The sequence below is a fragment of the Paenibacillus sp. 276b genome, assembly GCF_900107875.1.
Taxonomy (GTDB): Bacteria; Bacillota; Bacilli; order Paenibacillales; family Paenibacillaceae; genus Paenibacillus; species Paenibacillus marchantiae.
Genome location: NZ_FNRR01000007.1, coordinates 129,926 through 156,605 on the forward strand (window position 1 = coordinate 129,926; position 26,680 = coordinate 156,605).

The window sequence follows — 26,680 nt, forward strand, 5'->3', positions numbered from 1 at the left end:
ACTTTTCATCCAGCAGCGTCCATAACTGGTTTGTACAACACAAAGAGCCTGCAAGCAGGCCCTTTGGCTCCTAATTATTATTAAGGTCTATTAAGTAGCATGTTTACTGAACACAAGCCTGCATGTAGGTACGGCCTCCGTCTCCATCCTTCAGATACGGGTTGAGCCCAAAGAACTGTTCCTCCGACACATAGACGCCTGTCAGCAAACGCCCTTCAAGTAATCCACCATCCACCTGTACACAGAACGAAGGTGCATCCACATATTCCTGGTAGAGCGGAATCTGACCCGATGATTGGTGTACCTTGGATACCTTGCCTTGCTCGTGCAGCGGCCGTTCAGAGAAATAGGTAGGTACAATATAACGGGCAATCACATCCAGCTCTTGTACAGTGTAGAAGGTGTCATCACCCAGCCAAGGCGCAAGCATGCGGATCTTCTCATATTGTGACCATACAATCGCCTGAATCAGCATCTCCGCTTTAACAAAACGCCCTTCGCCCACATCCAGATACACACGTTCTTCATGAACGTTGGCTTCGGCCTGAACCCCGATGGAATCGGGTTGTCTCAGTTCACATCCAATACATTTCCAGCCTCTTGCTGTCTGAATCCATTTTTGCAGTACCGCCGGAGCCATTACCTGACCATTGCTATTCGTGGAATGAGTCTTCTCTCCTGCAACATCATCCTTAACCGACGGGGAATATGAGGTTCGTTTAAATAGCTCCGCAGCTTTTTTGTAGATTAAATGTACCTGGATGGATGCGCTCTCAAGTTCTGCAATATCTTGCTTGCCGTAGCGTACTTCACGGGATAAGCTTTCTTCTCTCATGACAAGTGGCCTCCTCGCTCCGGCCGCCTGCGGCCATTTTATTTACAATTATACTACAACTCGCGACAACATGTGCAGGACCCTTAAGACAAAAACTCCTGATTTCCACTGGAAATCAAGAGCCTTTATCCCATCAGTTCACTTAGTTTGAGCCGGGGAAGCTGTTACTACTCAACCCACTGCTCTGCCCAGTCTTGAATTTGATTCATAACGGGCTGTAGCGCCTTGCCTTTCTCTGTCAGTTCATATTCAATACGAACTGGCGTCTCCGGATAGACATGACGGATCAGAATTCCTTCGCTTTCCAGATCTTTCATCCGTTCTGACAACATCTTATCACTCATCGATGGAATCAGGTTGGAGATATCCTTGAACCGCTTCGAACCACTCATCAACGTTTGAATAATCAAACCGTTCCAGCGCTTACCCAAGAAAGAAAACGCCGTCTCAAAGCGCGGACACATCCGCAGATCTTGGCCTTCCACATTAATCACCTCTTTAGAGATCACTCAACTTACGTTTAGTTAGTATATTTCATAATAACATATTTAAGTCTCAAAGAAAACGTCTGCCGCTAAAAAGTTAAAATTTTAAGGGCATAACTCAACTTCGATGATACAACTCAGTATACATCACATGGGACAACGGAACCATGGGAAAATATCGTCTAACTCCCATGTAGCTATCTTACCCAAAAAGAACCCAGCTGCCACAGTCATACTTGACTTGGAGAAGGGTTCTTTGGTATATCGTTTATTTTATCCGTTCATACAGCCAATTTGCAGCTTAAACCAGCACGTTACCAAGTGATCTTACAGGCTCGCTGAAGCCAAATTCCCGCTTAACGTTGCGCGTAGGATATGCCCACTTCACTCCATTGCTGATCACTTTTAAAATTTCCGGATTGTAGAAGGTCGGGTATGTTTCATGACCTGGACGGAAATAGAAGATTTTTCCTGAACCGCGGAGGAACGTGCATCCGCTTCGGAATACCTCTCCGCCTTGGAAATTACTTACAAACACCAGTTCATCCGGTACTGGAATATCGAAGAATTCTCCGTACATTTCTTCTTTTTCCAGAATGATCTTGCTATTGATTCCCTCGGCAATCGGATGGGACGGATTCACACACCAGATAATCTCCTGCTCATTAGCTTCACGCCATTTCAGATCACAACTTGTGCCCATCAGCGCTTTGAATGGCTTGGAGAAGTGACCAGAGTGCAGCACAATCAACCCCATACCATCCAGGACTCGCTGTGCAACCTTCTGTGTAATCTCGTCGCTCACACGCTCATGCGCCATATGTCCCCACCATATAAGCACATCTGTCGAATTCAGCACCTCATCACTTAATCCATGCTCAGGCTGATCCAGTGTTGCAGTGCGAATGGCAAAGCCTTCGCCTCCCAGCCCGTTTGCCAACGCCATGTGCAAACCGTCAGGGTAGACTTCTTTTACTTCATCATGAATTTTCTCATGGACAAATTCATTCCAAATGGTGACGTTAATCATATTCAATTTCCCCCTAGTGTAACTCTAAACCCACCACATATCTCCCAGCGGCTCTTCAATCAATACTTGTTGGAGATTTTGCACAGCTTTAGAGAATCCTTCTTCTACCGACATCAGACCATCTTCGTGTTCAATACTTACGACATAATCATATCCAACCAGACGCAGAGCACTAATAATATCAGCCCAAGTCTTGTTATCGTGACCATAACCGACCGAGCGGAATTGCCAAGCACGATCAAGCATGTTTGTATAATCCTGCATATCCGTTACACCATATTTGTTCACGTTAATTGGATCAATAGTTGTATCTTTCGCATGGAAGTGATGAATCGCGCCTTCACGTCCCAGAATGTGGATCGCTTGCACCGGATCAATACCTTGCCACCACATGTGGCTCGGGTCCAAGTTAGCGCCAATCACTTCGCCTGCTGCTTCACGCAATCTCAGCAAGGTAGCTGGTGTATGCACAGAGAATCCACCGTGCAGTTCCAGTCCCACTTTCACATTGTGATCTGCAGCGAATTTGCCCCACTCTGTCCAGTAAGGGATAACTTTGTTGTCCCATTGCCATTTAAGAACTTCCTGGAAGTCATTCGGCCATGGTGCAACAGGCCAGTTCGGATATTTGGCATCCTCATGGTCTCCCGGACAACCGGAGAATGTGTTTACAACAGGCACTTCCAGTTTCTCAGCCAGTTCTACCGTCTTAACGAAATCATCGTGGAATCCTTTCGCAATATCCTTTTGTGGATGAAGTGGGTTACCGTGACAGCTCAGTGCGCTGATGGTCAGACCGCGAGATTCTACTGCATTTTTGAAGTTTTTCAATGCTGTCGGGTTGCTCAGAAGCTCATCCGGTTTACAATGAGCATTCCCTGGATGTCCACCAGTTCCGATTTCTACTGCTTTCAAGCCTTTGGATGCAACATAGTCAAGTGCATCCTCCAATTTACGTCCTCCGAATAGTACCAAAAATACGCCGAGTTTCAAGTGCGATTCCTCCCTAGATTAAATATCATATTAATTGCTGGTTTTATGAACCATGAACTGCATAAATATACCGTTCAGATCACATGATTGTATCGTTATTGTGGAAAATCAAGAGCTTTTCTATCCTGAAAATAAACGTAAGAATACTGGTTATTTCATTGGAAATGACATCCGGTCGGTTTAGTCGAAATAAACCGCTCTGCCTGTCTGAGCAGACTCGTAGATCGCTTCAAGAATCTGAGTAACCACGATGGCTTGTTCAGGTTTTACAACTGGATCTTTGTCTTCTATGATCGCTTCAAGCCACATTCTAGCTTCACGATCCGCTTCATTTTCTGCACTACCGGAATAAAAAGCAACCCCGCCTGCATCCAGATCTACCTTAGTTTCAAACAGACGGCTGCGTTTCTCGCCATTGATACGCAGACCATCTTTCATATCCGCGCCACCTTCTGTTCCGCAAAGCAGTGATTTCGCTTCGCCGAACTCAGCTACGTTCAGCGCCCAGCTGGACTCGACGATAATTGTAGCCCCATTCTCCATCGTCACAAAGCCGAATGCAGAATCCTCTACCTTAAATTGTTCCGGGTCCCACGGACCAAAAGCATTGGCCGCATTCTCACGTTGACCCAGCTTGTGGAAAGTTGAGCCCATAACACTCTTCGGCTTGTAATTATCCATCAGCCAAAGAGTCAGGTCCAATGCATGCGTACCGATATCAATTAGCGGTCCTCCACCCTGCTTTTCCTCATCAAGGAACACACCCCAGGTAGGTACAGCACGGCGGCGAAGTGCAATCGCCTTACCGAAATAAATATCGCCCAGCTCGCCTTCTTCACACATTTGTTTCAGATATTGGCTGTCATTGCGGAATCGGTTCTGATACGCAATGGACAACTTTTTGCCTGTACGTTGTGCGGCTTCCAGCATAGCCTGCGCTTGTGCAGACGTTTTCGCCATTGGCTTTTCACACATTACATGTTTGCCCGCCTCAAGGGAAGCGACCGTGATAACGGAGTGGGAGTCGTTTGGTGTACACACATGTACCACATCAATACTCTCATCCTTCAGCATCTCGTGATAATCCGTATATACTTTAGCTCCCTCAGCACCGAATTCGGCTGCTGCCTCCTCCGCACGTTCTTTCACAATGTCACAGAAAGCGACCATACGGCCCTGAGATTGTTTGGACAGGCTGGGCATATGTTTACCTTTGGCGATTCCGCCACAACCTACGATGGCGATATTAAGTACTTTAGACATGAACAAGTCCTCCATTAGCGGCATATTTTCTAATCCAGTTCATACTGCTCTCGATGCTTTGCAGTGGAGGATTCTGACATACATCCTGTTCCACAACAAGCCACTCGGCTCCCGCCTGATCTGACGCTGTAGCTACAGCTCCCAGATCTACCTCACCTTGGCCGAATTCCACTGTCAGGACTTGGCCTTCTGAACGGCGCATGTCTTTCCAGTGGACAAGTGGCAGACGTCCCGCATACTTCGCGATGACTTCCGTTGGCGGGTATCCTGCGGCGTGAGCCCAACACGAATCCAGCTCCACTTGCAGGTGGGAAGCGGTTACGGTATCATACATCGCGTATAACGCCGGCTGACCCTCAACCTGCTCTGTAAATTCAAAATCATGATTGTGATACATTAACACCATGTCCTGCGCTGCACATTTCTCACCAATCTCATTCAGGGAAGCAAATACGTTATCCCATTGCCGTTGTTCTTCCGACAGATAAGGGACAATCAGGTTTTTGTTTCCGATGGCTTTGTGATAAGCGATCACGCCATCAAGATCCTCAATCAGACTATTGTACTGAACATGGGTACCCACGATCTCCAGACCGAATTCATCCAAAATGGCCTTTACTTCTTCCGGGCTATGCCCGTAAAAGTTGTGAAACTCTACGCCTTGATATCCAAGCTCTGCAACCTTGGCGAGTGTACCTTTGAAATCTTGCTCCAGTTCATCCCGTACCGTATATAGCTGTAATCCAACCTTCAACATTTACCGGTTCACCTCATCCGAGATCAATTAGTGTGACTGTACAGCCTCTGACTGATTTTCATCTGTATTGTTTTCTGCTCCTGCTTGATAAGTGCTCTCCAGCTGGATGTGTTTGCCCTCAAACGAGGAGCGTTGGAACGCATGCATAGCTTCAAGAACATGATAGGCAAGCTTACCACTGGCCTTGTGTTCGCGTCCGGCTCGAATGGATTCAACCATTTCGGTAACGCCGATTCCACGCTCGTTCTGTCTGCTCTCAAAAGCAGGCGTCACAGTCTCCCATGTGTCCTGACCGAATCTGCGGAGCTTCACTTCCCCGTTAAAAAAGTTAGGATCCGGTATGCTCATCGTACCTTCGGTACCGTAGATTTCAATCCGTGGCAAATCCGAAGCACCCCGGATATCGAAGCTGGTGATCATTGTTGCAATGGCACCTTCCTCAAAATCAATCGTTCCTGCCAAGTGTGTTGGCGTCTGTACCTCAAGAGATGTACCTTCCTTCGGACCGGAACCAATAACGCGGTCCGTGATCTGTACACCTGCCGATGAACTGATTCTGCGAATCGGTCCAAGGAGAGTAATCAGAGCGGTCAAATAGTAAGGTCCCATATCGAACATCGGTCCGCCACCAGCGACATAAAAGAACTCCGGATTCGGATGCCAAGCCTCCGGCCCTCCACCCATGAAGAATGATGTTGCCGCAATCGGTTTACCGATCAGTCCTTCTTCAATAGCCTTGCGGGCAGTCTGAATACCTGAGCCAAGGAACGTATCCGGTGCTGAACCAACATACAATCCTTTTTCCTCAGCCAGTTCGATTACCTTGCGACCATCCTCAAGAGAGATTGCCAGTGGTTTCTCGGCATACACATGTTTGCCTGCTTCAAGCACAGCCAGATCAGTCATGGCATGACTGCCAGGAACCGTGAGGTTTAGTACAAGCTCAATTTCATTATCTTGCAGCAACTCATCTACATTGTAAACGTTTGCGATATTGAATTCATCAGCTCGTTCTTGTGCCCGTTCACGGATCAAATCCGCAACAGCCACCACTTCAATGAGAGGATTATCTTTAAAATTTTCAAGATAAATGGCGCTAATGTTACCGCAACCAATAATACCCGCTTTCATTTTCTCCACAGTGATGTTCATCTCCTTATGAATGGTGAGAACCTGTAAATTTGCATATTTGGAATTGAAGGTTTTACGCTTAAGTGTTGCACTTGAATTTAATACTATGGTATTCCGTTTCGGCTTCAATTAAAATGAATAATATGATCGAAACATGAACTATCTGGTCATAATTTTCAAATTGCAAGGAGTATGCCAATGCCGACTGATTATTCCTGCCAGGTTCTTACAGCAGGCTTCTCGTTTCATCGCAAACCTTATATAGGCTTGCATCCTGAGGGAGTAAAGAATTACTTGTTGAGACTCCAGACGGACGGACGTTGCCGAGCACGTGTAGACGGCACCATGTCGCTTGTTGATGCGGGTGATCTGCTTCTGTTTAGTCCAGATGAGCCGTATGAACTGAGAATAGACAAAGAACAAAATCCGATGGGTGAACGACTTGTGGAGAGTGGTGATTACCATATTTTCTTCAATGGGGACTGGGTGGATGAGTGGTGGAAACATCACAAGCGGCCGAACCGGATCAAGGTGCAGCTGACCGAAAGCCTGCTTACCCTGTTTCGACAGCTCGTATTGGAGCAGCGCCGTATTTCCAATCCGTACCCTGAAATCGCCAGTTATTATATGCGAATTCTTTGTCTTGAAGTGGATCGTATGCTCTCGGAGCATCCGACGATTACCAACACCAACTATGTGGCATATGAGATTAAAAGTTACATCGAGGAGAACGCTTCTTCTCTATTCAAGCTTGAAGATATAGCTACCCATATTGGAATCAGTGTTTCAAGGGGAGTTCATCTCTTCAAAGAAGCGTTTGGTAAAAGTATTATGCAATATACACTGGATGTACGACTGAACATGGCCAGGGAACGGATCATTTTTAGTCCAATGACACTCGAACATGTAGCCGAATCTTCCGGCTTTAACAATTATACGTATTTCCACCGGGTATTCCGCTCCCGGTTTGGCATGTCGCCCAAAGAATTCCGCGTCATTCACCGGGAACAGATGTAATCGCTTCATTAATACGTATACGTATTATCCGTAACCGAAACTTATTTGCGCGCGGCAATCGCCTCGGATACAACCATAGCCAGATCTTCATTGCCAAACATGGATAGCACGCCCAATACGGTGTCGTCCGGAATGTCACCGGCTTCCTCCTTGGATACAACTAGCTTCAGCACCTGCTGCAAACGCTCGTTGCTCAGTTGTTCCGGGTAGGCTTGCCGGTACATCTCTTCCGGATCCAGTCCCTGATTGACACACCACTGGGCAAATACAAGAATCATCATTTCCTCTTCCTGTTTATACGTCTCAATTACAGCTTCCTCAATCTGTTTGTTGCGTTCTTTTTCATATTCATCCATGGTGTTATTCTTCCTCCATTATCGTTTAATGAATCATTGGTGCGGAAGGCTTCATTTATACTCCCGCACGACCTTCTGCAAGATTAACCGCGGATAAGCTGTTCAGCCAGGTCATGACTGTCCATAACGTGACTTGCACTGATGGCACAGTCATCCGGGGTTTCAAGATTTGCCAAAAATTGATCAATCGCTCCCGTAAATCCTCTTCGGGTCAAAATACTTTCCCAGCTGCCAAAGGTTTCCTTGCGTTCCTGTGCACCGCGTTCCTCATACTTCGCTATTTCCATGTTCAGCACTTCTACCGATCTTCCCCCGCCATACAGCTCAAGCTTCTCCAGATCCGCTCCTGCTTGGCGTATCATATCGAATCTGCCATATGCCGTTCTACCCAACTTGGCTGATCCTGCGGCGTGCAGCAGGCGGTCCAAGTCATTTTTACGTATCCACTGATGGAGCAGCTGCACATTGTGATCTGAATACCATAACATCAGGTCAAGAATATGAATCAGATCATCATAGATAGTTTCCGCAGCGGGACGATCCTGAATGCCTGTACGATGTTTAGTAACTGTCAGCGATTCAAAGCCTTGTCCAGCCTGCATCCATTCCTTCGCGTTTTGATACAAAGGTGCAAATCTCCGGTTAAAACCTACCGCCAAAAGAAGACCCTGTGCTTCCGCAAATGCGGTCATTTCTTCCGACTCCCGTAACGTATAGGACAGCGGTTTGTCCACGTATACTGCCAGCCCCCGCTCCAAACATTGCATGACAATGTCAAAATGAGTTTCTGTCGCTGTATGTACAAACACCGCATCCAGATCCCAGGACAACAATTCTTTCATATCCGTTGTTCCATTGTTCAATCTATAGGTATGCTGTATTTCCTTCACCGGCTCGGGAGAACGGTTCATAATCCCCGCAATTTCCACGTCCGAGTGGGCAGTCAACAGCGGCAAATATACTTTACGTGCAATGTCCCCGAGTCCGATGATCGCAGCACGGGTTCGCTTGGTTGTTTCCATTATGATCATTCCACCTTCAGATGAGTTCTATATTTCTACGTCCTATAGTGTAACCCTTCAGGCAGCAACATGCCAGTGATTGCAGCTAGAACCGCCATGAATTGTCCATCCTTTGGTTGAACGTGGTAAACTTTAGAGAGAAAGCAATACGGATTGGGATACAGTAAGACCTTCCTGGTCTGAAAGGAGCGTTTGGGATTTTGCGAAAATGGTTATGGCTCCTCTTATATGTTTTACTTGCCGGAGTCACGTTTATTTACAGATATGAACTGCTGGCCTGGACCGATCTGCATCAGTCCATTCCACTTTTACTAGCCATGGCGACATTGTTTGCTCTTGTACCCGTAATTCCGTACAAGATCGTCATTATTGCCTTTGGCTATAGTTACGGTACTGCAACAGCAGCCTGGATATGCTGGCTTGGGACCACATTTGCTGCACTGCTGGTATACACCGGAGCGAGGACGATATTCCGAAATCAGGCCAGATCCTATCTCGAACGCATTCGGGGTTTGAATCGATTTACAACATGGATGGAGGCTCATCCCTTCATGGGTATCGTGTCTATGCGACTGCTGCCCATCGTGCCCCAAATGGCGGTTAATATCTACGCGGGCATTACCTATACCCCATTCTGGGTCTTCATGGTTGCGACGGCAATTGGCAAACTGCCTGCGATTTTTGTTTTTGCCTATGCAGGTGCACAAGCAGAAACATCAATCTGGGTGAGCCTGCTAATCCTTGCCGGTTATCTGGTGTTCATGACGATAATATTGCTCTTGTTTCGCTTACGCTCTCGTAAAAAAGCCTAAGTGGGAACAGTCAGAAACATTTCAGATTCATCCTCTTTACGATCCTGCTTGGTTGGCTTGCCAATTCGGGATATAATAGAAGAGTAAGCCAAAATATCATTCTTCATCAGAAATGGAGTGACTATAGCATGGAACAACATACTAGTGAAAAAGCAACTTTTGCAGGCGGGTGCTTCTGGTGTATGGTATCCCCCTTCGAGGAACTACCCGGCATTCATAAGATTGTATCGGGTTATACAGGAGGACATACGGAGAACCCCACATATGAGGAGGTCTGCTCGGAAACGACTGGTCACGTAGAGGCCGTTCAAATTACATTCGACCCGGCCATCTTCCCATATGAGAAGCTCGTTGAATTGTTCTGGCAACAGATCGACCCAACGGATACGGGTGGACAATTCCATGACCGTGGATCATCTTACCAGACGGCCATCTTCTATCACAGTGAAGAACAACGCCAGATCGCAGAAGCTTCCAAAGCAGCTTTGGCACAAAGCGGACGTTTTGACAAACCAATTTTCACACCGATTTTGCCAGCGAAAACGTTCTATGAAGCAGAGGAGCATCACCAAGGGTACCATCACAAAAATCCTGCGCACTACAAACGGTACCGTAAAGGTTCTGGACGTGAAGACTTTATCGAAAGCAACTGGTCCGGCAAAGTGGATAAAGACGGCCTGAAAGAGCGTCTGACGCCGCTGCAGTTCGAAGTTACCCAGAACAACGCAACCGAACCAGCATTTCATAACGAGTTCTGGGACCACCATGGTGACGGAATTTACGTGGACATCGTATCCGGTGAGCCACTGTTCAGTTCCACCGACAAATACGATTCCGGCTGCGGCTGGCCAAGTTTCACCCGTCCACTGCGGGACTACAATGTGAAGGAAAAAACGGATCTCAGCCATTTCATGATTCGTACCGAAGTGAGAAGTCGTGAAGGGGATTCCCATTTGGGTCACCTGTTCAATGACGGCCCTGCCGAAGCTGGTGGAATGCGTTATTGCATCAATTCCGCAGCCCTTCGTTTTGTACCCAAAGAAGACCTAGAAAAAGAAGGATATGCCGAATACGCCGTACTGTTTAATTAAGTAATGGTTCGTAGATGCACGGAAATAATGCCTCTACGATTCGTTAATCCACAGACTTGAGGGAATTGGAGTATTAACTTGTGCTCAGTTCGTTAGACATTAATTAAGACTAAAAGGGGCTTCCCGTCATCTTTATGACATATGGGAAGCCCCTTTTTAGTTTGCTTTTTTTGTATATAGATTGAAATTGGCTTACATCATACTCACAATCCAGCCGATCCAGTAAGCAAATGGAATCAATAACAACTGCGCCAACAATGTACCAAATAAACGGGATACAAGCATACAGCCATAGATCTGATTCATTCGATCCAGCCGAATTTCACCACGCAGAGATTTGTCGCTGAGTAACGAAATACGAGGATCAATCAGGATGGTTAACAAAATGGTCGCTACTCCATTAATGAGTCCGGTGGATTGCGAAGCAGCTACAGCCTGACCCGGATAAAGATACGCAGCGTACAGACTGGACAGGACCCCAGTCGTATAGATTGCTGTCACCGCTATGTTCAACGTCATTAGACGTCTGGGCATTCCGTTTTGTACCAATAGTTTTGCCATTTTCCATGATGGCGGGGTAATATAATACATCGCGTTTTTGAGCTTGCTGCGTTTCATCAGTCCTCGAACCATGGAAGGAATCGATCCTGCCGCCTCAAAATGAACGACCATTCGGGAAGCGAGCTTGACCATCGTTGGAAAACTTAGAATAGCCAAGGCCGTTCCTATCGTAGCCGCACCCATCAGCCAGTGCAGTTGCGCTGCAAAGTGTGGGTTCCCTCCATGCGCCGCAGTATCCACCAGATTGCCTACCATCGGCCCTTGGGCCATATTGGAGGTGCGCGACACCAGCAACAAAATTCCGGACAGGGACAAGGCCAGCGCTATTCGGCGAGTGCGTAATCCCCCAAGGCGCAGTGCATAGGACAGGCTGTCAGCCGCATGAATAAGCATGGTAAATAACATAGGAATGGCTAGGCTCAAACTAAACATATGTAAATCTCCTTATCTTTTTCCTAATGTGCTTCTATTGTAATTTCAAGTATGGAAGCATTATACTCCTCATCCACATAAAAGTATAGAAAAGCACTAAGAAGTTGAACAGTAGAATGCACAAAAATACAGCACACGCTTCGAAGTTCTCCACAATAATCGTTTATTCATCCGGGTGCAGGGTAATATACAAATAACTTATATTGTACAGGAGGGAATCAATATGCCGTGGAACAAACAGGATTATCCCGTTTCCATGAAAAATCTGGAGCCTCGTGTCAGACATAAGGCCATTGAGATTGCCAATGCATTGCTGGATGACGGTTATGAGGAAGGACACTCCATTGCAATCGCGACTGCCAAAGCGGAAGAATGGGATGAGAATCATCCCACATCGAAGCATTCGAAGCAGGCTACAAAACATACTTCATCAGACAGCAAATCGGAGCATGGAAAATCTTCATCTCCACGCCGTCATTCCGAACCTGTCTCTTCTTCCAAAAGCCATGATAATATTCATGTCGTTCCTACCGACTCTGGCTGGGCCATCAAGGAAGAAGGTCAATCCAAATCTCTGGCTACGTTCCGAACCAAAGCCGAAGCTGTGGATGCTGCCAAAGAAAAGAGTGAAAAACAAAACATTCGGGCTATTATCCATAATGAAGATGGGCAAATTGCCTCTTCCATCAAGCCTTGAGTGAATCTGTTCTAAAATAGAAATATCGTGAATGTATTACTTTTAATTTTTTTTACTGAAGGCAAGCAAAAAAGCCCTTTCGCCGCTAATGGAATGATTCCCATCAAGCATGCAAAAGGGCTTTGTGTTTGGTATGAGGCAAGCCCACCTTACTTGAACAACATTCATTTCGAATAGGGTGGCCGTTACGTTTAATGCGAAACCCCTCTAGCCACAGGAGCTCGTTGTGAAGCACCGCTGACTACTTTGGCAGCAGTCGACACGGGCAGCTTCACAGCTGAGGTCGTAACCGTCCGGCGAGCCGGGAAACTGACCATATACGTAATCACTTTACTGGCAATCCATACGGCCAGAATGGTATATAAAGTTTCTTTTACCGGTAGAAAGAAAAGCGACAATCCGAGTACAAACGCATCGCTGACAAAGAAAACCGTTCCCAGCTTCCAGCCCTTCCAACGGCTAATGAGCACCGCCAGAATGTCGTCTCCACCTGTTGCTCCTCCGAATCGAAGCACCATACCAGCACCCACGCCGGTGATAACACCGGACAAGACTGCCGGAATCCACAAATTACCGTGAAACGGAATAACCAGGGTGGAGTACCGCTCAAACCCGTCATAGAACAATGAGAATGCGGCCACACCCAGCAGCGCCTGAATCATGAACTTCCAGCCCTTGAGGAACCAGGCCAGAATCATGACTGGAATATCCAGCAGCAGCATGCCAATAGCAGGTGATAAGCCTGTCGCGTACTTTCCAAGCAGGGCCAGACCGACAAATCCGCCCTCCGATAAATGATTCTGAAAATTAATGTGATAGTAGGCAAATGCCAAAATAAATGTTCCGAGCAGCATAATGGCGAACTTTACCGCCTCTGTCTTAACTTGTTGTAAGGTTAACGATGTTCTCTTCATTCAGGTTCCCTCGCAGTTTGTAAAGGTTGGTTTGCACCGACCGTACCCTGCAAAAGGCAAGCCTGGAAGAAATCATCGTATTTGTCCTTCGAATATTATTCATTCCAATCCCCTCTTTCGCAGAGTCAGCCGTTTTTTTCTTTACGGTGGTGTACTCTACAAGGGGCGCTAAGTATAAGAGAGATCGTAACGTTTCCAGATCGTCCTTGGGGAAATTATCCTTCGGGAACTCATGGTATCCTGATCCTTTCTGTCTGTTGGTGGTTAGCTGTGCTAATTAAACTGATGAATATTACACCATGCATAAGACCATATAAACTTTACACTTAACCACTTCGATTGCAGTACCCTCTTTCGATCGCTGTTATCCCCGGATTTTTTGATTCCCTTTTCCTAAGGGAAAAATCCTGTGATAAAGGCGAACACTTCGTTTCTTCAGACGGGTTCTGCACTCTACGTTCTCGTGTAAAAATTTAGTTCGCCTTCTATAGACACATGTAACGTTCAATTCAGTTTAAACACCAAAGCTAACTTGCTTGTTCTTCTATTATATAACACCGATGTGATTGGGTCGAAACAGCAGACCCTTCAAATATGAGCAAAAAGCACACTCTGGCCTGCTTGAGCCGTCAAACAGCCACACCAGGACAAGCTTCTCTACCTAATGGTGCTACCTGCTCCTTCATTCTATGACTGAAGCTTCCAAATATAACTGTCCAGTCACCCAACTGTGACAATTTGGGTCCATTTTTTATTTTTCCGCGGATTTTAAAGGAATCATTTCCCTCTTGCACATACACTATAGCAAATGTAATCGGCTAATCTTGCTCCAGCTAAACGTTTCCAGACTTACTCTGCTGTTTATGGTATAATATAACAATTGATTCCCACTACCCGTTTAAGCGAGGCGGATTGATGAAAACGTTAAAGCCAAGAGTCTTTATTGGCTGCTCGCTGGAAGCGAAGCCGATTGCAGCCGCAGTACACGAAAACTTGCGTTTCTCGGCCGAAGTTACCCCTTGGTACTCCGGAGTTTTTAATCCAAGCAGTTATACCATGGACGATCTGGAAACAGAAGTGCGTACGACTGACTTTGCCATTTTTATTTTTCATCCGGATGATATATCGAAAATTCGCGGGAAGTACTATGCCTCTGTCCGTGATAATACAATGCTGGAAATGGGTTTGTTTATGGGTCGGCTAGGACGAAAGCGTATTTTTTTCATTCTTCCAGAGGATATTACTGACATCAAAGACGCCAGCAAGATCGAAGGTTTACGTATGCCCACAGATCTGCTGGGGTTAAATCCACTGGTTTATGAAATTCGTTCAGACGGGAAATGGGCGCCAGCCGTCTCGGTGGCCTGTTCCAAAATCGCCGACAGCATCGAAGAACAGGGGCGATGGAGCGATCCCGAAGTGGAAAAAATTATCGAGAAGCACAAAAGGTCTGAGGGTGAAGCCCGATTACAGTTGCTCAAGCTGCTGCGATTCTTCAGGGAGTTACTGCGTACCCGCAAAGCAGATTCGGTTATGTTGGAGCGAATGAGCGATGCACTTCGAAGTGCATTTGTATCCCTTCCTCCATTTGCCGTGCGTGGGACTGCCATATACCGTACAGATGACAGTGGTCATATTGAACAATTATGTGGTAACGTTGGGGAACCGGGAAGAAAATATAACTTGTCCGCCAATGACGACAAGCAGCCCGATGATCCGAAGCGCATTCTGGTCATTGATTCTTACCTGGAGAACAAAATCAAGATCAACCTCTATGACGATTATCTTGAGAAAGAGTATCTGCTATGCTATCCTGTAGCCAAGAGGTATGTAATCACAGTCCATATTATTGGACATATTGAAGCGGATGAGGCGATATTTCAGCAGATGGATTTGGAGAACCGTCATCTGTTCAACGCCATCAACGATTTGTTAGGAGGCGAACCGGAATGAAACCGGAAACGAAAAAAATAAGCAAGCGCTGGGGCAGCGACAAAAAGGTACGCCTCAGTTCTGCGCCCGAATCATCACGACCGGTTCCGGAACCCAAGGAAGAAGATCGTTTCCACAAACCGGCCGTACCGCTGACTACGATTGGCCCTTCCCTGAAGGGTAAGGAAAGACCTTACAAAGTGATTCTGGAAAAAGAGGCTCTTTACGAGAAGCCTCAGTATCTGGCTTAACCGCTTTATGCTCATATACAACTCTGCCGTCTGGTTCGGTAGATCATCTGGCCCCGCCGCCCAAGGCAGGGGCTTTTTTGTTGCAACACTTTGGCAACCCTTCATAACATTCGCTAGTACCAACGGACTAAAAGCTCTTCACCTATTCGGTTGATGCATTAAGTCATTTTCTTTATGCCCTTAGGTTTCCTGCAAAACCCAAAAATTATACCTTATTTTGGAGAAGGCTTGTCCCTATTTCACCGCCTACAACCTCAGCATAAATCGCATATGTGCTACTTCCAATATTTCTCGGTTGTATTGTGTATCATCATTGCATATATTGATTATAATATAAGAACATACGTTCTGTAAATAAGAACATGTCCGAATTCAAGGTTAAGGAAGTGAAAGTATGTCATCATCCCCTTCCGCCCCATCCCCTGCGGATGAAGACCACCGATTGATTAAAAGCATGGTTGTACGCACTCTTCTGCTGGATGTGCTTGAACGGGATATTCGCACACTGGATACGTTGCAGCTCAAAATGCCAGAGGTCTACATTCTGTCTCTAACCCGCATTCAGAATGATGTACTTAAGGAAATGCTTACGCTTCGCAAACAAATGAGAACTCGTGGCGTCAAGGTTCTGGAGGAGAAACGGCAAGTTGATGGAATCGAAACCCAGTACCTGTGCAGAGGCTATTTGCAGCGGTTCTATATGCTGTGGACGTTCGCGCGGAATGAAGTCAAAAAAGAGCTTAGTCGGCATCTGGATATGGATTTGACCCAGCCGATATAGCTAATTCATCTGCTTAATGTACCCTTCATCGTTTGAATTCACATTTCTTTCTTAGTCCACTTGGTTCACTTACTCCTTAGACTCCTCACCCTTCTGCCTAATCGAAACAGGTTGACCCGGTGAGGCTGCGTTCATTAAGATGGAATAGACAAGTCTGTACATTCTGTTCAGACTTGTAGTGAAAATGAATTCCTATAAGCAAACAAGCCTGCCAGCCATTAACGGCAGACAGACTTGTTCATTGGAATTGCTTTCAACGTCTATCAATCAAGGAGCTGTACTTCATGGACTTGAATTCGCATTTAATTAAAAATCAAACACCCGCACATACAGGCATTGCCGCAGATGTTACCGAGCTGATCGGCCAGACACCTGCCGTTAAACTGAACAGACTTACAGGTAGCGATTCCGCTGACGTATACGTCAAGCTGGAATATTTCAACCCTAGCGGCAGCGTCAAAGACCGTGCCGCCTATAACCTGATCGTTCAGGCTGAACGGGCAGGACTACTGCTTCCCGGCGCAACCATTATCGAACCAACCAGCGGCAATACCGGCATCGGTCTTGCAATGAATGCTGCTGCCAAGGGATATAAGGCCATTCTGATCATGCCGGACAACATGTCCAAGGAACGCATCAACATTCTGAAAGCCTATGGCGCAGATGTCGTGCTCACCCCTGCCGCAGAACGGATGCCTGGCGCGATTCGCAAGGCCAAAGAACTTCAGGCCGACATTCCGGGAAGTTTCATTCCCCAGCAATTCGAGAATCAAGCGAACCCGGACATCCACCGGATCACCACGGCTCCCGAAATTATGCAGCAGATGGAAGGCAAGCTGGACGCCTTTATCGCCACGGCGGGAACAGGCGGTACGATCACCGGAACGGGAGAAGAACTGCGTAAGCAACTGCCGGACATTCGTATCTATGCGGTAGAGCCGAAAGGTTCACCTGTGCTGTCCGGCGGCGAGCCCGGACCCCACAAGCTCGTCGGTACAAGTCCGGGGTTCATTCCGGACATTCTGAATACCGACGTGTGGGATGCCATTATCCAGGTGTCCGATGAGGATGCACTGGATACGATGCGGCAGCTTGCTGCCCGGGAAGGGCTGCTACTCGGCCCTTCCTCTGGCGCTTCGGTGTGGGCCTCCCTGCGCATCGCGCGGGAACTGGGGCCGGGTCACCGAGTGCTCTGCATTGCGCCCGATACCGGGGAACGGTATTTGAGCATGGGTATTTTTTAACAAAGAAAAACTCTTACACAAGTTAAAGACTCCCCTCCAAAATGAGCGCTTGATCACAGCCGGACGTTGAATCCGTAGCGTACAAGTACTTATTCTGGAAAGGAGCCAGTTAAGTTAAATATTCTAAATATAAATGTGAACTAGTGAGTCAGGGTTGTCCATTCTACACCTTCGGGAAGCAGAGCCGCAATGCGGTCTTTGGCTTCCTTTTTGCTGTACAACGATTCATCGAGAATCGCGGCGGTACCTGAATCACTGCTGGTCCGAATCAAACGTCCCAGACCTTGCTTCACGCGCAGCAACATGTATGGAAGATCGATCTCTTCATAAGGTGCAGCAGACGCTGTACGTTTTGCATTAAATACAGGGTCCTGTGGTGGATACGGGAGCGACCAGATCATGACATTGGATAATGACGGTCCTGGAACATCCAGACCTTCCCACAGATTGACGGAGCACAGCACGCTCTCCTCATCCTCCTGGAAAGCGGCAATCAGGTCACTAATCTCCCGATCTCCCTCATACATAAAGCGTAACCCTTGAGCCTCAGGTACATGAACGATGTCCTGCTTGAATGCACGCAGCTCTTCCATCGTACGGAACAGAATCAGCGCACGGCCCCCACTCTCCTGAAGCAGCGTCACGGCGTCACGCAACCGATTTTCGTTTTCCGGGCGACCAGGTACGGTTTCATCTGTAATCTTCATCTGCATTTTGTCTGCATAGTCATATGGAGAAGCCACTGAGAACGATACAAAATCATCTATCCCCAGACTGTCTGCCACATAACGGAATGAATTATCCACAGATAACGTTGCGGACGAGAAGACAATCGGAATGCCTGTATTAAATACACGCTCGTTCAGAATTTCCTTCACGGTACGCGGCATGATCGATAAGGTTGTCTCGTCTTCGCTCTCTTCAGCCCAGCAGATGTACCCATCTTCCTTACGGAACAACGCAAGTGCAGACTGAATCATGTCCAAATGTTCTTCCACTACACGCATCTGATAGCCATCCAGTGAGAACAATCCGCTCTCAAATACCAATTCTTCGCCGATCGCATCCAATACGCTGGTCAGTCGTTCAATCTCACGAAGCAACGGCGGTTCTACCCGCACTTCTTTCCGTTCCGATCCCGGAATCGCCACCGTATACGTATCCAGCAGCGCAAACAATCGCTCACTGCTCTCAATCGCTTCATCCACACGCTCCGCGAGGGATTCACGAATCTCCCCTTCAAGCAGACGGGTAACCAGTTCCTCGAAGATGCGGTGTTTCAATTTGTAGCTCAGTGCGTTCAGGGCCGCTTCTTCCAGCAAATGTCCTTCATCAAATACAACCGAGCTGTGATCAGGCAGCAATGGCAATTGTCCCTCGCGTTTGCGCGCTTCATAGGTCCACACATGCTCCATATAGTAATCATGGGAACAGATGATGATGTCCTTGGAACGGCGGTAGTGGTCACGCGATAGCGTCAGACCACAGCGTTGACGTTTGGGACAAACGAAGCAATCCTGAAACGGGTCCCAGTTGATTTTATTCCACTGGCGATCATTCAGATGTGGATACTGTTTGCGGTCACCATACGGATGGAATGCCTGAAGCGTACCCGGCGTATTCACAAAATCCGGAAGGCTCTCATGCACCTCTTCGATCACCTGCGCGTCCTCGTCCGCAAATCGCACCGCACTTAATTTGTTCAGACAGACGTATTGGTCCGGTGACTTGCCCAGACGTGCGTCTACTTCCAAGTCCAGATGTGCAGCCAGCTTCGCAATATCTCCGCCCGGCTTCACGAGCTGTTCAATCAAGGACTCATCCGCACAGGCAATCACCGCCGGTTTCCCCGTATAACGTGCATAACAGACCGCATAGAGCAGATAGACTAATGTCTTTCCTGTTCCCACACCAGCCTCAGCCATAATGGTCTTTTTATCTCCATAGGCCCGTTCGAGCTGGTACGCCATAAAAATCTGTTCATCCCGTACCTCGAAGCCGGACTCAGGCAAAATATCGTAAAAAACATCGGCAACCCATTCCCCTAAACGGGATACAAAGGGCTCTGCCGGATCATATGCAAAAGGATAACGTTGTGTAGACAATCCTAAGTCAGCCTCCATTCTTCTATAAGTGGTGCATTTTTATCTAAAAACCGTCCATAGGGCAAAAGTTAATTATCCCACGCCATGAGGTGGGTGACAAGCTTTTTTTAATGGAAACGATGTATAGAACCGCTTTGCAGGGAAAATATATATTTGAATCCATCATAAGGAAAGGCGGTGCTCCATGAATCATCAGTCTTCACAACCTGAGCATTCCTCAGACAAGGCATCCGAGATATTAACGGATCGGCAAGGCCATCCCATCACGGACAATCAAAATGTTCGAACCGTCGGCAGCCGGGGACCGACTACGCTGGAGAACTATCACTTTCTCGAAAAGATCACTCATTTTGACCGTGAACGTATTCCGGAAAGGGTTGTCCATGCCCGCGGCGCTGGCGCTCATGGTGTATTTCAGGCGTATGGAACGGCCGGGGATGAACCCGTATCGAAGTATACACGCGCACGTCTGTTTCAGGAAAAAGGCAAAGAAACGCCCGTATTCGTTCGCTTCTCTACGGTTATTCACGGTGGACATTCACCGGAGACGCTGCGGGACCCGCGCGGATTTGCTGTAAAATTCTATACGGAAGATGGCAACTGGGATCTGGTGGGCAACAATCTGAAAATCTTTTTCATTCGTGACCCGCTCAAGTTCCCGGATATGGTGCATGCCTTCAAGCCAGACCCGTTGACCAATGCACAAGATATGGAACGGTTTTTCGATTTTGTCTCGCTCAGTCCTGAAGCCACCCATATGATTACGTTTCTCTTCTCCCCTTGGGGAATTCCGGCCAACTATCGACAAATGCAGGGGTCGGGCGTCAATACATACAAATGGGTGAACCAGGAAGGCACAGGCGTGCTCATTAAATATCACTGGGAACCGCTCAATCAAGGCATACGCAACCTGCTCCAAAAAGACGCTAGCGATATTCAGGGGCAGAACTTTAACCACGCTACACTCGACCTGTATCACGCCATTGAACAAGGAGATTACCCGGAATGGGAATTGTGCGTTCAGGTTATGGAGGACGGCGAGCATCCAGAACTGGATTTTGATCCGCTGGACCCGACCAAACTGTGGCCGCCAGAGCAGTTTCCGTTTTTGCCGGTTGGGAAAATGACGCTAAACCGCAATCCCGAAGACTACTTTAATGAAGTGGAACAAGCAGCGTTTGGCACAGGTGTACTGGTGGATGGACTGGATTTCTCGGATGATAAACTGCTGCAAGGCCGCACCTTCTCCTACTCGGATACCCAGCGTCACCGGGTCGGTGCCAACTATCTGCAACTGCCAGTTAATGCACCCAAAAATCGGGTTGCCACCAATCAGAGCGCCGGGCAGATGCAATATCAGGTCGACCGTGCACCAGGTCAGAATCCACACGTCAACTATGAACCTTCCTCATTGGGTGGCTTGAAGGAAGCGACTCCACGCGGCAAGGAACATGAACCTCTGATTGAGGGGCGTCTTGTTCGTGAAAAAATTGAGCGTACCAATGACTTCGGACAAGCCGGGGATACCTACCGTTCATTTGAAGATTGGGAGCGAGACGAGCTGATCAGCAATCTGGTAGATGCTTTAGCCACATGCAAACCGGATATCCGCGAGCGCATGATCTCCCATTTCACACAAGCGGATGCCGATTATGGACGCAGGGTAGCGGAAGGATTATCCTCCGTCTCAACGGATGACAGTGCTACGGTTCAACCCAAGCATGAGCCTACAGTGGAACAGGCTGCCAGAGACAGTCATGAAGCAGATCCTTATTAAGGATTGCTGATGTAGCTGATGCATGCATGTTTAAAGGCAACGCACATGTTTTATAGCAACGTATAGGTTCATTTCATAACCCCTGGTAGCAAAGACTGCTTGCGCAGCTGCTATCGGGGGTATTTGGCGTTTCAAACTGAGCAGCCTGTGAGCTGATCACGTGAGGGCCTTCTATTTTAAATATTTATAAAGTTGATTTCGGCGGATCGGAGGTATGGATCATGATATTTGCTAGGAAAAGGGGCTTTTTCTACGTTAATTTCAGATGATCCCCTGTTAAATGAGGGACATGAACTGAGCGCAGGATTATGTGCTGCTCACATGAATTTCCATTTCCGACCAGTTATACGAGGCTTGTCAGCAGGTTGAGTCCATCTGATCAAATGATTATTGATGATAACGTTTACAGCATTTACCATGAACCTGTGTCCTCTAGGACTTCATTTCCCAATTACTAAGGAGGTTTGCTTAATGAAATTATTCCCAATCACTTCTGTTCATGCATCATCTCAACGTTCGCTGAAATCGAAAATGACTCACATCTGCCTAAGTGCCGCGTTCCCACTATTATTGCTCGGCGGTGGATCGGCTGGTGCGGCGGAACTGATCGATAGCGGACTGCAAAATCCCTCTGATTCTGTGGCTGCCTCCAGTATCGCACTCGCTGCAGGTAATCTATATGTCGCTCCTGGCGGCTCGGCTAGCAATCCCGGAACCCTCGCGAGTCCTACGTCACTGGCTAACGCGTTGACCCAGATCGCACCGGGCAAAACGATATATCTGCGCGGTGGCACCTACAGTTTCTCGGAAACGGTTACGATTGAGCGAGGCAACAGTGGTACATCGGGACAGCGCAAAAATCTGGTGGCGTACGGATCGGAAAAGCCTGTCTTTGATTTCTCCGCCCAAGCCTTCGCCTCCACCAATCGCGGGCTGCAAATGTTCGGAGACTACTGGCTCGTCAAAGGACTTGAGGTGAAGGGTGCGGGCGACAACGGTATCTTTATCGGGGGCAGCTACAACCGCCTCGAACAGATCGAAGCTCATCACAACCGGGATACCGGTATCCAGCTCGGACGTTATGCTTCGACCGCTTCAAACAGCGAATGGCCTGCCTATAACGAGATTATTCGCTCCTATTCCCATGATAACTATGATCCGGATGACGGCGAGGATGCCGACGGTTTTGCTGCCAAATTGACGGTAGGTCCTGGCAACCTGTTCGATGGTTGTATCGCTGCCTATAATGTAGACGATGGCTGGGATCTGTACAGCAAAACAGATACAGGCGCCATTGGCGTTGTTACGATCCGCAACAGCATCTCCCATCACAATGGGCAGACTTCGGATGGTACATCCACCTCCAATAGTGACGGTAACGGCTTCAAGCTGGGCGGCGAGAAAATCGCGGTGAATCATATTGTCGAGAACAGCATTGCTTTTCAAAATAAAAAGCACGGCTTCACCTATAACAGCAATCCTGGTTCCATTCAGATGAAAAACAATACTTCCTGGCAAAATGGTCAAAGTAACTTTGCCTTTGATGTAGGCTCACATATCTTCACCAACAACCTGTCCTTCGAAGGCGGCGCCAGCGACAAAACCAGCGGAACCGACGTCAGCAGCACCAACGTCTGGTGGAAAAACAAGAAGAGCGTGAACGACAAAGGCCTGCTCGCCAGCGCAGCCGACTTTGTCTCCCTCGTACCTTCGGTGACACGCAGCGCGGATGGAACGCCTGTCCTGGGCGACTTCCTGAAGCTTGCCACTGGCAGTGATCTGATTGGGTCGGGTACGCCTTCAGGTACGAATATTGGTGCGCGGTAGGTTGTAGTTAGACAGGTGTAGGTAATAAGTGCGGGATTAAACACAAAACCCCCTTTCCATGCCAGCCTGATCGGTGGTAATGGAGAAGGGGATTTTGGGGTTTGAATGATCGGGCAACCAACAGTTAATGCTAGTTGCTTATGTTTTTCAATATTTTAGGGCTGGTTTTGAAAGGTTACATCTGCCCTGCGCGCGTATAGGTTGGGTTAATCGTTTGCGCTCATGCTCTGCACAAAACCTCGATCATCAGCCTACCGCCTGTGCGGAAACCTTGCTCAAATGCTGCTTCCACGTACATGGACGTCGATTGCCCGATTAAGTCTACCAATTCTTCCAATGCATCATATTCGTTCTCCGTATGCTGTGTCTTATAGTTCTGCATCAGGTCCGATATGCGGCGATTGATCTCCTGATACTCGGGATGCTCAGGATGAATCGACTCGTCCAACCGCAGGTTTCCGTGAAACAAATCCTCGATCAAGTTTGACATGTTATCCTTCATGGTACGGTCACCTCAGGGATATTGTAACTCAGGGGATGAGGTGAGATGATAATTTAGCGGGAAATCCGCTAGTATAACTGCGAACGTGACAAGTGGGACATCCCAACCGCTATATTAATAAAGTGGATTATCCTCTATCTAGTCGGATGTGTCTGCCGAAATATCATCTTCGAAATCCATCCAGCAGACCATTTTCCCTAAGGAACCGCTGCTTGAATATTATGTTATCTAATGCCGATTCTCCTTTTAATTGTTAATCAAGGAAGTGGATTTTCGTTTTCCCACCTCTCAACTGCTCTTGTCTAATGTGAATGGCGTCTAATTTTGAAGCGATAATATTTATTTGTTGAAAGCTAGAATACTCCGCTGAGTATTAACCTCCAAGCCTTGTTACCGCACCACAACTAACAGTACAATAATTCCGAGACAAGTCAGCCAGCTTACTGGGTGACCGAAATTTAATCCCCAGCCGACTCCGAACCTTTTCTCGACCATTAGGTTTGGATCTTTGCGATTGAAATAAATCATACCTAATAGCCATTTATCATCATCATGGACAGGTCTGACATTGGAGGAATCGTCAGACCGCTCCAAGCGGCTTCCGCCCTGACCAGCCCAGAACGATAAGGCGAAGGCGTATAGGATGATAAAAGCTATTATAATTAGGATAATGGGGATAGCGAAATTGATGTTAAGCAGAGATATCATGTTTAGTTGCACAACGGAAAACAGGATAACTATTAAGAAGCTTGCTGTAATCATAAAATATGACCAAGTACGGCGGAATGTTACGTCTTGTCTGATGGAACGGTTAGGATCAGTGGGTTGAACCTGATGCTTCACTCTGCGAATACTCCAATTCTCAAATATGAACAAAAGTGTTATGAACACTTGCATTATCGTAGGCATAAACACAGAACTATAAGATTTAGCTGCATAGCGGTCTACGTTCCAGCTGCTGTTGAAATGGATCGGAATCTGATCAGGAATAAGATCGTAGTTGCGTAGCACAGTTAGAATACTAACACCAATAATTAAAAAATGAATGAGGAACCAATTACTAGACAAGCCAATGTTTCTTTCCCGAAATTCAGTGTCCACTGCCATGATCGATGGTTCCGGAGCAATAGGCAACATAGGTAGTAAACTTTTCATTTTGAAATGATAGCTAATGTTTATGACTAGGGAGATTACGACCATGGCGAGTGAATAAGTGACAATGATCCAACTTTGTTGCTTGGAATGTTCAACGTATATTAGGCAGATGATGCAAACAATGAATAGGATGGTATGTAAGGTAGCACTAATCCTAGCATATGACTTCCGCATCTGGCGCAGAGGCTCACTGTGGAATTGTGCAGCGCTGACGGTGACCCCAAAACTAATCGTCTCTCTTGTTAAATAAGGCATGCTTACCATGAGTAGAATGGTAGGTACAAATACAAAGATCATTACCATAACAGGCATTATCGTCATATCATTCGCCTCCTCTTATACATAAGTGTGTATTCGAAAAGAAAAGTCTATAACCCTTATAGCATAATGCCTTTTTGCATATGATTATCCTATTAAATTAGGATAGGTAATCAACTTGAACATAAATTTAATTATAATCGATTTTAGTGACTATAGGGGTGAAATTAACAATTTATCCGGATTTTTCGCTACACAGAGTTACTCATCTGACAACTGAATTATGGCAAGTACATCTGTTTGAAATTCTGTGTAGGTAAAGGATAGGTTTTCGTTATCCCATTTTTTTGATGCTTAGCCACGAAACGAATGACCTCAACACAATTGTAATTTATCTTTTCCTCTTTTTGATTGAACTGGGAGCTTTAGCAAGAGTCCGATTCTCAAACAAATCTACCCCTGGCAGCTAATATTGTATCATCAAATGGAAGATTATTAAGATTGCTAACTATACTTTAAAACAAAAAAACTCCCACTAATATTTATTAGCAGGTGTTTTATAAATTGATTCACGCGAACATCCCATCAATGACAGGGCTGTGTAGATCAATATTTTCTAATTGCCTGTTGGTTCAATGTAGACGTGACAACAAACTCCCTTGCAAGATGTACATCAAATCCATCGTTGTAAAACTGGCTATTTCCCCTCTGAATACAAGAAGACATACATACTCTTATCCGATAACTCTTCTGAAAAAGCGAAGTTCAACCGATCAAAGCTTCTGACATCCTTCACATCTGTAATTTTACGCTCTGCCATATATCGTACCATTTCACCTCTGGCCATTTTGGCCCGGGTTGCCTTTTCAACAATCTTCCCGTCGACCATTTGTCCAAATACACAAGTGATAAATCGGGTTTCCTCGCTCAGAAAAGGCGTGATGTTTTTGCTATACTCTTTTGAAGCCAAATTCAGGATACAGTCGCTTTCCGATTGAAGCTGATCTGCCAATTTGCTGCCCCAGAACTGATAAAGGGACTTGAACCCCGGACCTTGAAACTTGCCCTGCATCTCCAACCGATAAGGGGTAACCCCATCCAATGGCCGTAACATGCCATAAAAACCGGATAATATGCGTACATGCTGCTGAAGATACTCCAGTTCCTCATTTTGGAAAACACCCGTAGCCATATATTGATACTGAATACCCTCATAGGCATAGATGGCTGGCGTAAGATTTGCTTTTATATTCATATTCCGAATCCGCTCCACGTTCTGTTCGGCGATTGCATCGTTACACTTCCACATCGCTTTGAGTTCGTCATAGGATAACTTTTGAAGCAGACTCAACAGCTGTTCTGACTCGTTTATAAATTGCGGCATCTGCGCAATAGCCATAAGATCGGTATCGATCTTCATCTTTTTGGCGGGTGATATGATAATTCTCATCG

General features: G+C 46.8%; 24 protein-coding genes and 1 pseudogene. 10 read left to right on the plus strand and 15 right to left on the minus strand.

The genetic code is table 11. The features are described from left to right. Window positions 1-103 precede the first annotated feature (103 nt). The 7 genes from BLV50_RS26135 to BLV50_RS26165 form a co-directional block, all read right to left on the minus strand. Window positions 104-835 (minus strand): hypothetical protein, encoded by a 732-nt coding sequence (locus BLV50_RS26135; RefSeq protein WP_063565664.1) that lies wholly within the window; start codon window positions 833-835, stop codon window positions 104-106. A 167-nt stretch (window positions 836-1,002) separates the two neighbouring features. Continuing rightward, on the minus strand, window positions 1,003-1,299 hold the full coding sequence (locus BLV50_RS26140) for a winged helix-turn-helix transcriptional regulator (RefSeq protein ID WP_148661829.1): 297 nt from the start codon (window positions 1,297-1,299) through the stop codon (window positions 1,003-1,005). A 322-nt stretch (window positions 1,300-1,621) separates the two neighbouring features. Next, a complete protein-coding gene (locus tag BLV50_RS26145; protein WP_090810713.1) occupies window positions 1,622-2,350 on the minus strand; it encodes a ThuA domain-containing protein in 729 nt (242 codons plus the stop codon). 24 nt (window positions 2,351-2,374) lie between these two features. Beyond that, on the minus strand, window positions 2,375-3,343 hold the full coding sequence (locus BLV50_RS26150) for a sugar phosphate isomerase/epimerase family protein (protein ID WP_024631039.1): 969 nt from the start codon (window positions 3,341-3,343) through the stop codon (window positions 2,375-2,377). Window positions 3,344-3,523: 180 nt separating this feature from the next. Next, window positions 3,524-4,606, minus strand: coding sequence for a Gfo/Idh/MocA family protein (locus BLV50_RS26155; RefSeq protein WP_063565662.1), 1,083 nt, complete (start codon window positions 4,604-4,606; stop codon window positions 3,524-3,526). Beyond that, complete coding sequence (locus BLV50_RS26160) at window positions 4,599-5,363, minus strand: sugar phosphate isomerase/epimerase family protein (protein ID WP_063565661.1); 765 nt, start codon at window positions 5,361-5,363, stop codon at window positions 4,599-4,601. The genes BLV50_RS26155 and BLV50_RS26160 overlap by 8 nt, the downstream gene beginning before the upstream one ends. 27 nt (window positions 5,364-5,390) lie before the next feature. Next, a complete protein-coding gene (locus tag BLV50_RS26165; RefSeq protein ID WP_063565660.1) occupies window positions 5,391-6,503 on the minus strand; it encodes a Gfo/Idh/MocA family protein in 1,113 nt (370 codons plus the stop codon). 189 nt (window positions 6,504-6,692) lie between these two features. On the opposite strand from BLV50_RS26165, the gene BLV50_RS26170 reads away from it, so the two are divergent. Continuing rightward, entirely contained in the window at window positions 6,693-7,511 is an 819-nt protein-coding gene (locus BLV50_RS26170; RefSeq protein ID WP_063565659.1) for an AraC family transcriptional regulator, read from the plus strand. Window positions 7,512-7,552: 41 nt separating this feature from the next. Here BLV50_RS26170 and BLV50_RS26175 read toward each other — a convergent pair whose 3' ends face one another. Together BLV50_RS26175 and BLV50_RS26180 are read right to left on the minus strand one after the other, a co-directional pair. After that, window positions 7,553-7,867 (minus strand): hypothetical protein, encoded by a 315-nt coding sequence (locus BLV50_RS26175; protein ID WP_024631043.1) that lies wholly within the window; start codon window positions 7,865-7,867, stop codon window positions 7,553-7,555. An 83-nt stretch (window positions 7,868-7,950) separates the two neighbouring features. Further along, a complete protein-coding gene (locus tag BLV50_RS26180) occupies window positions 7,951-8,889 on the minus strand; it encodes a Gfo/Idh/MocA family protein (RefSeq protein WP_063565658.1) in 939 nt (312 codons plus the stop codon). A 200-nt stretch (window positions 8,890-9,089) separates the two neighbouring features. Here BLV50_RS26180 and BLV50_RS26185 point away from each other — a divergent pair, with 200 nt between their 5' ends. Further along, the gene (locus BLV50_RS26185; protein ID WP_063565657.1) at window positions 9,090-9,701 is read left to right on the plus strand and encodes a TVP38/TMEM64 family protein; all 612 of its coding nucleotides are present in this window, start codon (window positions 9,090-9,092) and stop codon (window positions 9,699-9,701) included. A gap of 128 nt (window positions 9,702-9,829) precedes the next feature. Then, window positions 9,830-10,792 (plus strand): peptide-methionine (S)-S-oxide reductase MsrA, encoded by a 963-nt coding sequence (gene msrA / locus BLV50_RS26190; RefSeq protein ID WP_063565656.1) that lies wholly within the window; start codon window positions 9,830-9,832, stop codon window positions 10,790-10,792. Window positions 10,793-10,984: 192 nt separating this feature from the next. Here the strand turns inward: msrA and BLV50_RS26195 are convergent, their stop codons facing one another. Further along, on the minus strand, window positions 10,985-11,785 hold the full coding sequence (locus BLV50_RS26195; RefSeq protein ID WP_079694135.1) for a lipid II flippase Amj family protein: 801 nt from the start codon (window positions 11,783-11,785) through the stop codon (window positions 10,985-10,987). 223 nt (window positions 11,786-12,008) lie between these two features. On the opposite strand from BLV50_RS26195, the gene BLV50_RS26200 reads away from it, so the two are divergent. Further along, window positions 12,009-12,482, plus strand: a complete 474-nt coding sequence (locus BLV50_RS26200; protein ID WP_090810715.1) for a DUF2188 domain-containing protein — start codon at window positions 12,009-12,011, stop codon at window positions 12,480-12,482. 191 nt (window positions 12,483-12,673) lie between these two features. On the opposite strand, the gene BLV50_RS26205 is transcribed toward BLV50_RS26200, so the two are convergent. Then, window positions 12,674-13,396, minus strand: coding sequence for a YitT family protein (locus BLV50_RS26205; RefSeq protein ID WP_063565653.1), 723 nt, complete (start codon window positions 13,394-13,396; stop codon window positions 12,674-12,676). 915 nt (window positions 13,397-14,311) lie between these two features. Here BLV50_RS26205 and BLV50_RS26210 point away from each other — a divergent pair. From BLV50_RS26210 to cysK, 4 genes are all read left to right on the plus strand, one after another. After that, window positions 14,312-15,349 carry a nucleotide-binding protein gene (locus tag BLV50_RS26210; protein WP_090810717.1) on the plus strand — a complete coding sequence of 346 codons (1,038 nt, stop codon included), beginning with the start codon at window positions 14,312-14,314 and terminating at the stop codon, window positions 15,347-15,349. Further along, window positions 15,346-15,579 (plus strand): hypothetical protein, encoded by a 234-nt coding sequence (locus BLV50_RS26215; RefSeq protein WP_063565650.1) that lies wholly within the window; start codon window positions 15,346-15,348, stop codon window positions 15,577-15,579. The genes BLV50_RS26210 and BLV50_RS26215 overlap by 4 nt, the downstream gene beginning before the upstream one ends. Window positions 15,580-15,973: 394 nt before the next feature. Next, on the plus strand, window positions 15,974-16,360 hold the full coding sequence (locus BLV50_RS26220) for a YhjD family protein (RefSeq protein WP_063565649.1): 387 nt from the start codon (window positions 15,974-15,976) through the stop codon (window positions 16,358-16,360). Between the two features lie 284 nt (window positions 16,361-16,644). Beyond that, entirely contained in the window at window positions 16,645-17,604 is a 960-nt protein-coding gene (gene cysK / locus BLV50_RS26225) for a cysteine synthase A (protein WP_217504811.1), read from the plus strand. A 140-nt stretch (window positions 17,605-17,744) separates the two neighbouring features. Here the strand turns inward: cysK and BLV50_RS26230 are convergent, their stop codons facing one another. Continuing rightward, window positions 17,745-19,709 (minus strand): ATP-dependent DNA helicase, encoded by a 1,965-nt coding sequence (locus tag BLV50_RS26230; protein ID WP_256338051.1) that lies wholly within the window; start codon window positions 19,707-19,709, stop codon window positions 17,745-17,747. 184 nt (window positions 19,710-19,893) lie between these two features. On the opposite strand from BLV50_RS26230, the pseudogene BLV50_RS26235 reads away from it, so the two are divergent. Both BLV50_RS26235 and BLV50_RS26240 read left to right on the plus strand, forming a co-directional pair. Continuing rightward, window positions 19,894-21,393: pseudogene (locus BLV50_RS26235) on the plus strand (catalase); the annotation flags it as partial. A gap of 564 nt (window positions 21,394-21,957) precedes the next feature. Next, the gene (locus BLV50_RS26240) at window positions 21,958-23,313 is read left to right on the plus strand and encodes a right-handed parallel beta-helix repeat-containing protein (RefSeq protein WP_090810721.1); all 1,356 of its coding nucleotides are present in this window, start codon (window positions 21,958-21,960) and stop codon (window positions 23,311-23,313) included. A 220-nt stretch (window positions 23,314-23,533) separates the two neighbouring features. Here BLV50_RS26240 and BLV50_RS26245 read toward each other — a convergent pair whose 3' ends face one another. From BLV50_RS26245 to yaaA, 3 genes are all read right to left on the minus strand, one after another. Continuing rightward, window positions 23,534-23,815: a DUF6809 family protein gene (locus tag BLV50_RS26245; protein ID WP_090810723.1), complete on the minus strand. Its 282-nt coding sequence runs from the start codon at window positions 23,813-23,815 to the stop codon at window positions 23,534-23,536. Between the two features lie 390 nt (window positions 23,816-24,205). Next, a complete protein-coding gene (locus BLV50_RS26250; RefSeq protein ID WP_090810725.1) occupies window positions 24,206-25,291 on the minus strand; it encodes a DUF1648 domain-containing protein in 1,086 nt (361 codons plus the stop codon). Between the two features lie 634 nt (window positions 25,292-25,925). Beyond that, window positions 25,926-26,678: a peroxide stress protein YaaA gene (gene yaaA / locus BLV50_RS26255; protein ID WP_090810727.1), complete on the minus strand. Its 753-nt coding sequence runs from the start codon at window positions 26,676-26,678 to the stop codon at window positions 25,926-25,928. Window positions 26,679-26,680: the final 2 nt, after the last annotated feature.

Coding starts and splice junctions, on each gene's coding strand:
- BLV50_RS26205 (WP_063565653.1), bottom strand. CDS start 13,396: ATGAAGAGAACATCGTTAACCTTACAACAAGTTAAGACAGAGGCGGTA.
- BLV50_RS26195 (WP_079694135.1), bottom strand. CDS start 11,785: ATGTTTAGTTTGAGCCTAGCCATTCCTATGTTATTTACCATGCTTATT.
- BLV50_RS26170 (WP_063565659.1), top strand. CDS start 6,693: ATGCCGACTGATTATTCCTGCCAGGTTCTTACAGCAGGCTTCTCGTTT.
- BLV50_RS26200 (WP_090810715.1), top strand. CDS start 12,009: ATGCCGTGGAACAAACAGGATTATCCCGTTTCCATGAAAAATCTGGAG.
- BLV50_RS26220 (WP_063565649.1), top strand. CDS start 15,974: ATGTCATCATCCCCTTCCGCCCCATCCCCTGCGGATGAAGACCACCGA.
- BLV50_RS26175 (WP_024631043.1), bottom strand. CDS start 7,867: ATGGATGAATATGAAAAAGAACGCAACAAACAGATTGAGGAAGCTGTA.
- BLV50_RS26245 (WP_090810723.1), bottom strand. CDS start 23,815: ATGAAGGATAACATGTCAAACTTGATCGAGGATTTGTTTCACGGAAAC.
- msrA (WP_063565656.1), top strand. CDS start 9,830: ATGGAACAACATACTAGTGAAAAAGCAACTTTTGCAGGCGGGTGCTTC.
- BLV50_RS26240 (WP_090810721.1), top strand. CDS start 21,958: ATGAAATTATTCCCAATCACTTCTGTTCATGCATCATCTCAACGTTCG.
- BLV50_RS26215 (WP_063565650.1), top strand. CDS start 15,346: ATGAAACCGGAAACGAAAAAAATAAGCAAGCGCTGGGGCAGCGACAAA.
- BLV50_RS26155 (WP_063565662.1), bottom strand. CDS start 4,606: ATGTCTAAAGTACTTAATATCGCCATCGTAGGTTGTGGCGGAATCGCC.
- cysK (WP_217504811.1), top strand. CDS start 16,645: ATGGACTTGAATTCGCATTTAATTAAAAATCAAACACCCGCACATACA.
- BLV50_RS26145 (WP_090810713.1), bottom strand. CDS start 2,350: ATGATTAACGTCACCATTTGGAATGAATTTGTCCATGAGAAAATTCAT.
- BLV50_RS26135 (WP_063565664.1), bottom strand. CDS start 835: ATGAGAGAAGAAAGCTTATCCCGTGAAGTACGCTACGGCAAGCAAGAT.
- yaaA (WP_090810727.1), bottom strand. CDS start 26,678: ATGAGAATTATCATATCACCCGCCAAAAAGATGAAGATCGATACCGAT.
- BLV50_RS26140 (WP_148661829.1), bottom strand. CDS start 1,299: ATGTGTCCGCGCTTTGAGACGGCGTTTTCTTTCTTGGGTAAGCGCTGG.
- BLV50_RS26160 (WP_063565661.1), bottom strand. CDS start 5,363: ATGTTGAAGGTTGGATTACAGCTATATACGGTACGGGATGAACTGGAG.
- BLV50_RS26250 (WP_090810725.1), bottom strand. CDS start 25,291: ATGACGATAATGCCTGTTATGGTAATGATCTTTGTATTTGTACCTACC.
- BLV50_RS26210 (WP_090810717.1), top strand. CDS start 14,312: ATGAAAACGTTAAAGCCAAGAGTCTTTATTGGCTGCTCGCTGGAAGCG.
- BLV50_RS26180 (WP_063565658.1), bottom strand. CDS start 8,889: ATGGAAACAACCAAGCGAACCCGTGCTGCGATCATCGGACTCGGGGAC.